At 74.0% G+C, this 11,875-nt stretch carries 10 protein-coding genes; 7 read left to right on the forward strand and 3 right to left on the reverse strand.

Annotated features, from left to right (window positions below):
* Positions 1 to 86 precede the first annotated feature (86 nt).
* On the reverse strand, positions 87 to 1,199 hold the full coding sequence (locus WCD58_RS09215; protein ID WP_337701861.1) for a citrate synthase 2: 1,113 nt from the start codon (positions 1,197 to 1,199) through the stop codon (positions 87 to 89).
* Positions 1,200 to 1,457: 258 nt separating this feature from the next.
* On the opposite strand from WCD58_RS09215, the gene pdxH reads away from it, so the two are divergent.
* Both pdxH and WCD58_RS09225 read left to right on the forward strand, forming a co-directional pair.
* The gene (gene pdxH / locus WCD58_RS09220; protein ID WP_337702042.1) at positions 1,458 to 2,081 is read left to right on the forward strand and encodes a pyridoxamine 5'-phosphate oxidase; all 624 of its coding nucleotides are present in this window, start codon (positions 1,458 to 1,460) and stop codon (positions 2,079 to 2,081) included.
* 17 nt (positions 2,082 to 2,098) lie between these two features.
* Entirely contained in the window at positions 2,099 to 3,484 is a 1,386-nt protein-coding gene (locus WCD58_RS09225; RefSeq protein ID WP_337701863.1) for an MFS transporter, read from the forward strand.
* Here the strand turns inward: WCD58_RS09225 and WCD58_RS09230 are convergent.
* A complete protein-coding gene (locus WCD58_RS09230) occupies positions 3,391 to 4,827 on the reverse strand; it encodes an NAD(P)/FAD-dependent oxidoreductase (protein WP_337701865.1) in 1,437 nt (478 codons plus the stop codon). The two genes, WCD58_RS09225 and WCD58_RS09230, sit on opposite strands and share 94 nt — an antisense overlap.
* Before the next feature lie 87 nt (positions 4,828 to 4,914).
* Between WCD58_RS09230 and WCD58_RS09235 the strand changes: the two genes are divergently transcribed.
* The 4 genes from WCD58_RS09235 to WCD58_RS09250 all read left to right on the forward strand — a co-directional run bounded on the left by WCD58_RS09235 (position 4,915) and on the right by WCD58_RS09250 (position 9,761).
* Entirely contained in the window at positions 4,915 to 5,814 is a 900-nt protein-coding gene (locus WCD58_RS09235; protein WP_337701867.1) for an aldose 1-epimerase family protein, read from the forward strand.
* Positions 5,811 to 6,746 (forward strand): carbohydrate kinase family protein, encoded by a 936-nt coding sequence (locus WCD58_RS09240; protein ID WP_337701868.1) that lies wholly within the window; start codon positions 5,811 to 5,813, stop codon positions 6,744 to 6,746. The genes WCD58_RS09235 and WCD58_RS09240 overlap by 4 nt, the downstream gene beginning before the upstream one ends.
* A gap of 219 nt (positions 6,747 to 6,965) precedes the next feature.
* Positions 6,966 to 8,270: a citrate synthase gene (locus WCD58_RS09245; RefSeq protein ID WP_337701871.1), complete on the forward strand. Its 1,305-nt coding sequence runs from the start codon at positions 6,966 to 6,968 to the stop codon at positions 8,268 to 8,270.
* Positions 8,271 to 8,387: 117 nt separating this feature from the next.
* Complete coding sequence (locus WCD58_RS09250) at positions 8,388 to 9,761, forward strand: cryptochrome/photolyase family protein (RefSeq protein WP_337701872.1); 1,374 nt, start codon at positions 8,388 to 8,390, stop codon at positions 9,759 to 9,761.
* A gap of 89 nt (positions 9,762 to 9,850) precedes the next feature.
* Here the strand turns inward: WCD58_RS09250 and WCD58_RS09255 are convergent, their stop codons facing one another.
* Positions 9,851 to 10,837, reverse strand: coding sequence for a glycine betaine ABC transporter substrate-binding protein (locus WCD58_RS09255; RefSeq protein WP_337701875.1), 987 nt, complete (start codon positions 10,835 to 10,837; stop codon positions 9,851 to 9,853).
* Positions 10,838 to 11,025: 188 nt separating this feature from the next.
* Here WCD58_RS09255 and WCD58_RS09260 point away from each other — a divergent pair, with 188 nt between their 5' ends.
* On the forward strand, positions 11,026 to 11,871 hold the full coding sequence (locus WCD58_RS09260) for a TauD/TfdA dioxygenase family protein (protein ID WP_337702045.1): 846 nt from the start codon (positions 11,026 to 11,028) through the stop codon (positions 11,869 to 11,871).
* Positions 11,872 to 11,875: the final 4 nt, after the last annotated feature.

Genomic DNA, 11,875 nt, shown 5'->3' on the forward strand with positions numbered 1-11,875 from the left:
GCGAACGTTCTCCTCAGCGAGACATCCGCTCCACGAAGGTCGATCTCCGCCCGCGGCGGCAGGGGCGACGAGCCCCGGCCCGATCCTCAGGCCGTCCGCGCCACCGTCGCCACGCCCCGCGGCCCCGGGCCGATGTACTGCGCCGACGGGCGCACGAGACGCCCGGTGCGGCGCTGCTCGAGCACGTGCGCCGCCCAGCCCGCGGTCCGGGCGCACGTGAACATGGCCGGCATCATCGGCGCCGGCACGCCCGCGAGGTCGAGCATCACGGCGGCCCAGAACTCGACGTTGGTCTCGATCGCCCGGTCCGGGCGGCGCTCGCGCAGCGCGGCCAGCGCCGCCGTCTCCAGCGCCGCCGCGGCCTCGTAGCGGGGCGCGCCGAGATCGCGCGCGACCCGGCGCAGCACGCGGGCCCGGGGGTCCTCGGCGCGGTAGACGCGGTGGCCGAAGCCCATGAGCCGCTCGGAGCGGTCGAGGATCCCGCGCACGACGGCGTCGGCGTCGCCCGTCCGCTCGACCTCGGTGATCATCGGCAGCACCCGGGCCGGCGCGCCGCCGTGCAGCGGGCCGGACATCGCGCCGACCGCCGCCGAGAGCGCCGCGGCGGCGTCCGCGCCGGTCGAGGCGACGACGCGCGCGGTGAAGGTCGACGCGTTGAGCCCGTGCTCGGCCGCGGAGACCCAGTAGGCGTCGAGCGCGCGCACGTGCACCGGGTCGGCCTCGCCGCGCCAGCGCACGAGGAACCGCTCCACCGGGTCGTCGATCGCGTCCAGCACGGTCGAGGGCACCGCCGCCGCCTCGGAGCCCCGCGCCGAGCGGGCGACCAGGGCCAGCGCGGCGGCGGCGCTGCGGGCGAGGTCGTCGCGGGCGCGCTCCGGCGTGGCGTCGAGCAGCGGCGGCAGCGTCCACCGCGCGCCGAGCAGAGCGAGCCCGGCCTGGGCGTCGACGCGGACGTCACCGCTGAACGGCGGCTCCAGCCCCGGCTCCTCGCGGGGCAGCGGGCGCCCGAGGTCGCCGTCCACGAGCAGCCCGAAGACGTCGCCGAACCGGACCGTCCCGACGAGGTCCTCGATGTCGACGCCCCGGTAGCGCAGCGCCCCGCCGTCGCGGTCGGGCTCGGCGATCTCGGTGCGGAAGGCGACCACGCCCTCCAGCCCCGGCGAGAACCCCGGGGGAGCAATGGGGACGGCAGTGCTCACTCCGACGACCTCCTCGCGACGCGGCGCAGGGATCCCGGTCGGGGCCCCGTCGCCCACCTCGGCGCGCGCCCCGCCCGGGTACGGCGGCGCTGCGAGCCCACGCCGAATCTGCTCCGGCGCACCACGGAGGGGCAACGGAGCGGCCTGTGTCCCTGCTCACGTGGCCCGCACCCCGCGGTCGCCTACCGTGCGGCGGGCAATCGGACAGGAACGGGACGAGGAGTTCGGGTGGCGGAACGGGGCACGGGCCTGCCGGGCATGCGCGAGGACTACCGGTCGGCGACGCTCGACGCCGGGGATCTGGCCCCGACCTGGCACGAGCAGCTGCTCGCCTGGATCGGTGCCGCCCGGGACGCCGGCCTGCCCGACGCGAACGCGATGGTCCTGGCCACCGGCGACGACGAGCACCGCCTCACCACCCGCACCGTGCTGGCCAAGGACGTCGACGCGGGCGGGGTCACGTTCTTCACCAACTACACCTCGGAGAAGAGCCACCAGCTGCGCCAGACGCGCCAGGCGTCGGCGACCTTCCCCTGGCTCGCGCTGCAGCGCCAGGCGACGGTCGTCGGCACCGTCGAGCTCCTCTCGCGCGAGGAGACCGCGGTCTACTGGCGCACGCGCCCGCGCGGGTCCCAGCTCGGGGCGTGGGCCTCGCCGCAGTCCGCGGTGCTGCGCGACCGCGCCGCCCTCGAGGAGTTGCTGGCGAACGTCACCGAGCGCTTCGCCGACGACGAGGAGATCCCGCCCCCGCCGCACTGGGGCGGCTGGCGGATCGTGCCGACGCACGTCGAGTTCTGGCAGGGACGCGGCGACCGCCTCCACGACCGGCTGCGGTTCCGGCGCACCGGTCCGGGGTGGGTCGTGGAGCGCCTCGCGCCGTAGAGGCGCAGGATGCGCCGGTGGCAGGGACGCGGAGCGGAGCGGAGCCGGACCCGTCGAGGAGGCCCGGGAGAGGCTTCCTCGCCGACACGACGCCGCTGCGGACCCCGGCGTTCAAGCGGCTCTGGATCGCCGCGATCGTCACGGTCGTCGGCGCCCAGCTCACCGTCGTCGCCGTCCCGACGCAGCTCTACCAGCTGACGGGGTCGTCGGCGTGGGTCGGGCTGACCGGCCTCTTCGGCCTCGTCCCGCTGATCGTGTTCGGGCTCTGGGGCGGCGCGATCGCCGACGCCGTCGACCGCCGCGGCCTGCTGGTGTTCACGGGCACCGGGATCGCGATCACCTCGGCGCTGCTCGGCGTCGTCTCGGTCACCGGGATCGGCGGTCCCTGGACGATCCTCACCCTCTACGCGGTCCAGACGGCGTTCCTGGCGATCAACCAGCCCACGCGCGCGGCGGTGCTGCCCCGGATCCTGCCCAACGACGAGCTGCCGGCGGCGAACACGCTGCTGTTCACGGTGAACCAGGTCGGCGCCATCGCGGGCCCGCTGCTCGCCGGCGTCGTGCTGACCTTCAGCTCGGTCGGCATCCTCTACTTCGTCGACACCGCCTGCCTGGCCGCGGCGATCTGGGCCGCCTTCAACCTGCCGCGCCTGCCGGTCGGCGACGGCCCCGGCGGCGTGCGCGGCGCGTTCCGCGCGGTGCGCGACAGCGCCGGGTTCGCCGACGTCCTCGCCGGCTTCCGCTACATCGCGACCAGCCAGGTGCTGCTCGTGTCGTTCCTGGTCGACATCGTGGCCATGGCGGTCGGCATGCCGCGGGCGGTGTTCCCGGAGGCGGCGGAGCGGGTGTTCGGCGACCCGCCCGGCGGCGGCTTCGCCCTCGGCGCGCTGTTCGCGTCGATCGCGATCGGGGCGACGCTCGGCGGGCTGTTCTCCGGGCGGCTGCACGGCATCCGGCGCCAGGGCGTCGCGGTGACGGTCGCCATCTGCGTCTGGGGCCTCGGCGTCGCCCTGTCCGGGCTGACCTCGATGCTCTGGCTGGCGGTGACGCTGCTCGCGGTCGCGGGCGCCGCGGACCTCGTCAGCGCGGTGTTCCGGCAGACGATGCTGCAGGTCGTCGCGACCGACCGGATGCGCGGGCGGATGCAGGGCGTGTTCACCGTCGTCGTGGCGGGCGGCCCGCGGGTCGGGGACCTGTGGCACGGCCCGGCCGCCGACGCGTGGGGCACCGGCGCCGCCACGTTCGTCGGCGGCATCGGCGTGATCGTGCTGACGGTCCTGGTGGTCGCGGTCTTCCCGGTGTTCTGGCGCTACCGAGCGCCGGTGGGCGAGGAGTCCTCCGGCGACGCCGCCTCCGCCGACCCGCCCGGGCGCGGCGGGAACGTCGTGTCCGACGACGACTGAGCCGGCGCGTGCGGGAACCCGAGGCCGTGCTGCGGCACCTCCGGCGAGGCGGAGTCGAGCGGCACGGCGGGGGAGCGCACGAGCCCGAGCTGCGCGGTCTGGCGCGGCAGCGCGGCGTCGAGGAGCCAGTCCACGGCGGTGCGGATGCGGTTGCCGGGCATCGCGAGCAGGTGGTAGCCGCGGGCGACGACGTGCGCGGGCTTGCCGGTGAGCTTGATCCCCAGCGGGTTCGCCGCCGCGTCGTACCCGCCGAGGTCGACGACGAAGCCGAGGTCTCGGTGCTTGTAGGCCTTGCTGCGCCCGTGACCGAGCGACGCGGCGACGTTGCGACCGGCGAGGCGGCCCTGGCGCTCGGCGTGCTGGGCGGTCATGGCGGTGTACTCGCCGGGCCGCGCGCGGTCGGGCACCGCGGCGGCGTCGCCGCAGGCGAAGACGTGCGGGTGGCCGGGCACGCGCAGCCGGGTGTCGACGACCATCCGCCCCTGGTCGACCTCCACCCCGAGGTCGTCGATGAGCGGGTCGGGGCGCACGCCGACGCACCACAGCAGCGTCCGCGTGGGCACGTGCTCGCCCGACGAGCTCAGGCGCACCCCGTTGCCGGTGGCCTCGTCGACCTCCTCGTGGGTGCGCACGTCGACCCCGCGCTCGCGCAGCACCCGGTCGGCGGTGCGCCCGAGGTGCGGGTCGAGGCCGGAGAGCAGCTCGCCGCGGCTGACGAGCACCCAGCGCGGCACCTCGTCCAGCCCGCGGCTCGCCGCGAGCTCGCGGGTGAACCGGTAGCCCTGCGCGGTGACCTCGGTGCCCGTGTAGCCGCCGCCCACGACGACCACGGTCAGGCGCGCGGCGCGCTCCTCCGGGTCGTCGCACATCGCGGCCAGCTCCACCTGGCGGATGAGGTGGTCGCGCAGGTACAGGGCCTCGGGCACGCCGCGGAAGCCCTGCGCGTACTCGGTGACGCCGGGTACCGGCAGGACCTTGTGGACGCTGCCCGCCGCGATGACGAGGCGGTCGAACGTCGTCTCGTGGTGGACCCCCTCGGGGTCGAGCCAGCCGATGCGGTGGTCGTCGAGGTCCAGCTCGTCCACCTCGCCGGGCGCGTGCCGCACGCAGCGGGGCAGGGCCGCCGCGAGCGCCACGGAGATCCGGCGCGGCTCGAGGATGCCCGCGGCGACCTCGGGCAGCAGCGGCAGGTAGAGGAAGTAGTTGGTCGGGCTGACCAGCACGATGTCGACCTCGTCGCCCATCCGTCGCGCGAGCGAGCGCGCCGCCTGGAAGCCGGCGAACCCGCCGCCGACCACGACGACCTTCGGCGTGCCGGACGGGGTGTGCTCCTCGCTGCCCATGTCCGGTTCTGTGACCGTTCCGGCCGGTGCACGAAACCCCGTTCCGCACGACGCAAACCGATCGTCACACCGCTAGCGTGTGCCGCCGTGCACCCGACCGGCGAGCAGATCGACCTCGTCGCCGGGCCGAACCGCGCCGTCGTCACCGAGGTCGGGGCCGGCATGCGGGCGCTCGACGTCGACGGGCTGGCCCGCGTCGAGACCTTCGACGTCGACACGACCCCGCCGATGGGCGCGGGCGGCGTCCTCGTGCCCTGGCCCAACCGCATCGCCGGCGCCGCCTACACCTGGCGGGGGCGGGAACACCGCCTCGAGGTCACCGAGGCCGCTCGCGGGAACGCGATCCACGGGCTGCTGCGGCGGCGCCCGTGGCGGGTGGTCGAGCGCGCCGAGGACTCGGTGCGCCTCGCCGCCGACGTCGACGCCTCCGCCGGCTGGCCCGGTCCGCTGCACGTGGAGACCACCTACGCCGTCTCGCCGACGGGCCTCGCCGTCACCCACGCGCTGACCAACACCGGCGGCGACGACGTCCCGGCCGGCGTCGGCACCCACCCCTACCTGCGCGTCGGCGACGCCGCCCCCGCCGACTGCACGCTGACGGTCGCCGCGGACCGGATCGTCGACACCGACGAGCGCATGATCCCCACCGCCGTGCGCCCGGTGGGCCCGGACGAGGACCTGCGCGGGGGCCGGCGCGTCGGCGACCTGGCGCTCGACACCTGCTTCGGTGCCGCGGCCGGGCCCGACGGGGTCCTCGGCGTGCTCACCGCGCCCGGCGGGCGGTCCACCGCGCTGTGGGGCGACGCGGCCTTCGGGTGGGTCATGGTGTTCACGCCCGACGACCTCGCCGGCCGGGGACGCGCGGTGGCCGTCGAGCCGATGACCTGCCCGGCGGACGCCGCGAACTCGGGCACGGATCTGCGCGTGATCGCGCCGGGGGAGACGTGGACGGTGAGCTGGGGGATCCGGGCGGAGGACGAGAAGTGACCGGTCGCGTCGTCGTCGGCGGGGAAGCGCTCGTCGACCTGGTCCCCACCGGGGACGGGCACCCGGACGACCCCGCCCTCACCGCGCTCGCCCCGCGCCTCGGCGGCGGCCCGTTCAACACCGCCGTCGGCCTCGGGCGCCTCGGGGTGCCGGCGACGATGCTCACGCGCCTGTCGACCGACCCCTTCGGGGACGCGCTGGTCCGCCGCCTCGAGGCCAACCACGTCGACACGTCGCTGGTGCAGCGCGGCCCGGAGCCGACGACGCTCGCGGTGGTCACGCTCGACGAGGCCGGCGCCGCGCGCTACGCGTTCCACGTCGCGGGCAGCGCCGACCGGCTCGTCGCCGACCCCGGCGAGCTGCCCGCCGACACCGCGGCGGTGGCCGTCGGCACCCTGTCGCTGGTCCTCGAGCCCGGCGCGTCGCGCTACGCCGACCTCGCGGTCCGGGAGGCCGAGCGCGGGCGCCTGGTCAGCCTCGACCCCAACCTGCGGCCCGGGCTGGTCGACGACCCCGACGCCGTCGTCGCCCGCCTCGACCGGATCGCGCGGGTGGCGGGCCTGGTCAAGCTCTCCGACGAGGACGCCGAGCGGTGGGGCCGCTCGCCCGAGGACGTGCTCGACGCCGGGGCCGGCGCGGTCGTCCTGACGCGCGGGTCGTCGGGGCTGGCGGCCTACACCCGCGGCGGCGGCGTGGTCACCGTGCCCGCGGCGAGCGTCGGGCCGCTCGTCGACACCATCGGCGCCGGCGACAGCGTGCACAGCGCGCTGCTGGGCTGGCTCGCCGACCACGACGCGCTCGACCGCGACGCCGTCACCCGCCTCGACGGCGACGACTGGGCGTCCGCGCTGGAGTTCGCGGCGCGGGTCGCGGCGTGGACGGTCTCGCGGGCCGGGGCCGAGCCGCCGTGGCGTCGTGAGCTCGGCGCGTAACCTGGTTGTCACACAGTGACAGGGGCCACGCCACGCAGCGCCGCCACTCGTGCTGCGTGGCGGACCTCGCGAGCGCTACGGTTCGCGCTCGTACGACCCCCACTGCTGCGGGAGCGCGCCGCGGGACACCCCCGGCGGCCGGGCGGCCCGGCACCTCGCTCGCCGAGCCGGCGCCGCCGCCCTCCCGCTCACGACGAGCGCGAGAGGGACTGACTGCCGATGGCCAGCGAGGATTCCGAGAAGCGCACCGCCACGCTGTCGTACCCGGGCGGCGAGCACACGATGGAGATCGTGGAGGCGACCGAGGGCTCCTCGGGCGTCGCTCTCGGCAAGATGCTCGGCGAGACGGGCTTGATCACCCTCGACCCGGGCTACGTGAACACCGGCGCCTGCCGCTCGGACATCACCTACATCGACGGTGACGCGGGTATCCTGCGCTACCGCGGCTACCCGATCGAGGAGCTGGCCAAGAACTCGACGTTCGTCGAGACCAGCTACCTGCTGATGTACGGCGAGCTGCCCAACAAGCAGCAGCTCGACACGTTCACCGACCAGATCCAGCGGCACACGATGCTGCACGAGGACCTGAAGAAGTTCTTCGACGGCTTCCCCGTCGACGCCCACCCGATGCCGGTGCTGTCGTCCGCGGTCTCCGCGCTGTCGACCTTCTACCAGCGCCAGCTCGACCCGTTCGACGAGCCGAACGTCGACCTCTCCAGCGTCCGCCTGCTGGCCAAGGTCCCGACGATCGCGGCCTACGCCTACAAGAACTCGATCGGCCAGCCGTTCCTCTACCCGGACAACTCGCTGGGCCTGGTCGAGAACTTCCTGCGCCTGACCTTCGGCCTGCCCGCCGAGCCCTACGAGGTCGACCCGGACGTCGCCAAGGCGCTCGACATGCTGTTCATCCTGCACGCCGACCACGAGCAGAACTGCTCCACGTCGACGGTGCGCATGATCGGGTCGTCGCAGGCCAACCTGTTCGCGTCGATCTCCGGCGGCATCAACGCCCTGTTCGGTCCGCTGCACGGCGGCGCCAACGCCGCGGTGCTCACGATGCTCGAGGGCATCCGCGACAACGAGGGCAACGCCGACGAGTTCGTCCGCAAGGTCAAGAACAAGGAGCCGGGCGTCCGGCTCATGGGCTTCGGCCACCGGGTCTACAAGAACTACGACCCGCGCGCGGCGATCGTGCGCGACACCGCGCGCGGGATCATCGAGAAGCTCGGCGGCGGCGACGAGATGCTCGACATCGCCATGCGCCTCGAGGAGTACGCGCTCAACGACGACTACTTCGTCGAGCGCAAGCTCTACCCGAACGTCGACTTCTACACCGGCCTGATCTACCAGGCGATGGGCTTCCCGACCGAGATGTTCACGGTCCTGTTCGCCATCGGGCGCCTGCCGGGCTGGATCGCCCACTGGCGCGAGATGATCGACGACCCGGACACCCGCATCGGCCGCCCGCGCCAGGTCTACACCGGGCCGACCGAGCGCTCCTACGTCGGGCTCGACCAGCGGTAGCGAGGCCCCTGACGCTGCGAACGTGGCGTCCGCTGCTTCTCGGCGCACGAAGTCCCCGTTGATCACGGGCGGTGGCTGTCCAGGCGTGCTCAGCGCGCTCCTGGGTAGTCACCGCCCATGAGCGACGAGCGGGACGCGACCGCGATCGTCTGGTTCCGCCGCGATCTCCGGGTCCACGACCAGCCGATCTTCGACGCCGCGGCGGCGCGGGCGCGGCGCTCGCTCGCGGTGTTCGTGCTCGACCCGCGGCTGCTCGAGCCGTCGGGGAAGGCGCGCCGGACGTTCCTGTACCGCAGCCTGCGCGACCTCGACGAGTCCCTCGGCGGGCGGCTGCTCGTGGTGAAGGGCGACCCGGCCGAGGCGATCCCGAAGCTCGCCGGTGCCGTCGGGGCCGGCAGCGTGCACGTCGCCGCCGACTTCGGGCCCTACGGCCGCGAGCGCGACGAGGCCGTCGAGAAGGCGCTCGACGGCGTCGAGCTCGTCCGCACCGGCTCGCCCTACGCCGTCGCGCCCGGGAGGATCACCAAGTCCGACGGCTCGCCGTACAAGGTGTACACGCCGTTCAGCCGGGCCTGGACGCAGCACGGCTGGCGGGCGCCCGCCGAGACCGACGCGTCGACCGTCGACTGGATGGACCCGGGGGAGAAGGACGGCGGACCGCGCGCCGTGAAGGTCCCCGACGACGAGTCCCCCGACGCCGACCTGCCGGCCGCCGGCGAGCAGGCCGCCCGCGACCAGTGGGCCGCGTTCGTCGACGAGCACCTCGACGACTACGACGACCTGCGCAACCGGCCCGACCGGCCCGCGACGTCCCGGATGTCGGTGTACCTCAAGTACGGCGTCGTGCACCCGCGCACGCTGCTCGCCGACGTCGGCGGCTCGGGCACGGGACCGACCTCGTACCGCAACGAGATCTGCTTCCGCGACTTCTACGCCGCGGTGCTCTGGTTCTTCCCGCGCTCGGCGCGCGAGAACTTCGACACCAAGTTCGACCGCATCACGCTCGACTCCGGGAAGTCGGCGGACGAGAAGTTCCGCGCCTGGCAGGAGGGGCGCACCGGCTTCCCGGCCATCGACGCCGCGATGCGCCAGCTGCGCGGCGAGGCGTGGATGCACAACCGCATGCGCATGGCGGTCGCGTCGTTCCTGGTCAAGGACCTGCACCTGCCGTGGTGGTGGGGCGCGCGGCACTTCATGGAGCTGCTCGTCGACGGCGACCTCGCGTCCAACCAGCACGGCTGGCAGTGGGCGGCCGGCACGGGCACCGACGCCGCGCCGTACTTCCGCGTCTTCAACCCCGTGACCCAGGGCGAGCGCTTCGACCCCCAGGGCGACTACGTGCGCCGGTGGGTGCCGGAGCTCGCCGACGTGGACGGCAAGAAGGTGCACCAGCCCTGGAAGCTCGGCGAGCCCCCGTCGGACTACCCGGCCCCGATCGTCGACCACAAGACCGAACGCCAGGAGGCGCTCGCGCGCTTCAACGCGCTCTGAGCGCGGCCCCGGTTGACGACCGAAGGGCCCCTTCGCTCGCGTAGATCGAGCGAAGGGGCCCTTCGGTCAGTACTGGAGGCGGCCGGCGATCAGCCGATGAAGCCCTGCTGCTGCAGGAACTCGTTCGCCACCTGGCCGGCGTCGCGGCCCTGCGAGGAGATCTGCCCGTTGAGCTGGAGCATGACGTCGTCGGTCAGGCGCGGGGAGATCTGGTCGAAGACCTGGACGACGGCCGGGTTCCGGTCGACGACCTGCTTGCGGATGGTGTTCGACGCGTTGTACTTCGGGAAGAAGTTCCGGTCGTCGGCGAGCGACACGAGGTTCAGCGCGGGGATGCGGCCGTCGGTGGTGAACACCTCGCCGAACAGGCAGGGGTTGCCGTTGGCGGTGGCCTGGTAGATCGCGCCGGTGTCGAGCACGGTCAGGGCCGGCGGGGCGTCGTAGGGCCGGGTGACCCCGTAGGTGCGCAGGAGGTTCGGCAGGCCGTCGTTGCGGCTGGCGAACTCGGCCTCGACGCAGGTGGTCGCCTGCGGGTTGCCGCTGTTGATGAAGTTGGCCCAGTCGGTGGTGGTGCGCAGGTTGTTGGCGTCGGCGAACGCGCGGGTCGTGGCGATCGCGTAGGTGTTGTTGAACGGCGTCGGGTTGGTCCAGACGATCTGGTTGCGCTGGAGGTCCTGGTCGCGGACGGCGACGTACTGCTGCTGGGAGTCGGGGATCGGCGTGGTGTTGCCGAGGTTCGTGATCCACCCGGTGCCGGTGTACGACCAGCCCATGTCGATCTCGCCCGACAGCAGCGCCTGGCGCGCGGCGGCGGAGCCGGTGATGTTGCACCGGTCGTTCACGGCCGCCCCGACGGACTGCAGGGCGGCGACGCTCATCTTGCAGAGCAGCAGCTGCTCGTCGAACTCCTGGCCGCCGACCGTGTAGGTCTGGCCGGCGAGGTTGATACCGCTGGCGGCGAGGCTGCCGCCCTGGGCCTGGGGCTGACCGGTGCCGGAGAGGCCGCCGCAGCCGGCGAGGACGAACGCGAGCACGGCGATGGTCGCGCCGACCACCCGCCCTGAACGTGTGAGCATCGCGGGATCGTTGCACCACCGGGAGGTAAAGGCGAGGGGGGAAACGATCTCCGCCACATTGCGTTGACTGCGACCCTGCGCCAGTCTGAGCGTGGTCGATCGTGACCAGCACGCTCGGATCGCGGACGCTCCGACCGACCAGCACCCCGGCCGCCGACCTCCTCGAGGGTCGGCGTCTCCTCCGCCGGATGCCGGGCGACGGGTCGGACCGCTGTCCGTACGACGCGTTCGAGCTCACCCCGGTCGGGGTCACCCTCGGGGCGGAGGTCCGTGGCGTCGACCTCGCGGCCACTGACGCCGGGCTCCGCGCCGAGATCCACCGGGCGCTCCTGGAGTGGAAGGTCCTGTTCTTCCCCGACCAGGACCTCGAGCCCGCCGACCAGCGCGACCTCGCCCGCCACTGGGGCGAGCTCGAGACCAACCCGCTGCTCGAGCAGGGCGACGACCCCGCGACGGTGCGGTTCACCAAGGGCGGCGACGGCCCCCAGACCTACGAGAACGTCTGGCACGTCGACACGTCGTTCCGGCCGAACCCGGCCATGGGCGCGATGCTCCGCATGATCGACACCCCGCCGTTCGGGGGCGACACGATGTGGGCCGACATGGCGGCGGCGTACGACAACCTCGCCCCCGACGTCCTCGCCCGGATCGACGACGCGACCGCCGTGCACGACATGGTCCCCGGCTTCGCCCGCTTCCTGGACGCCGAGAAGCTCGCCCGCCTCGAGGACGTCTTCCCGCCCGTGAGCCACCCCGTGGTGCGCACCCACCCGGAGACGGGCCGCCGCACGCTGTTCGTCAACAGCTCCTTCACGACGCACATCGAGGGGCTCGACCGCGACGAGTCGGACGCGCTGCTGCGGCACCTGTTCGCCCAGGCCCACGTGCCCGAGTACCAGGTCCGGTACCGGTGGGCGGCGGGCACGGTGGCGTTCTGGGACAACCGCGCGACCCAGCACTACGCGGTCGGCGACTACCACCCGCACCGCCGGGTCGCGGAACGCGTCGCGATCGCCGGCGACCGCCCGTTCTAGTCCG

It is taken from the genome of Actinomycetospora flava (assembly GCF_037400335.1).
Classification (GTDB): domain Bacteria; phylum Actinomycetota; class Actinomycetes; order Mycobacteriales; family Pseudonocardiaceae; genus Actinomycetospora; species Actinomycetospora flava.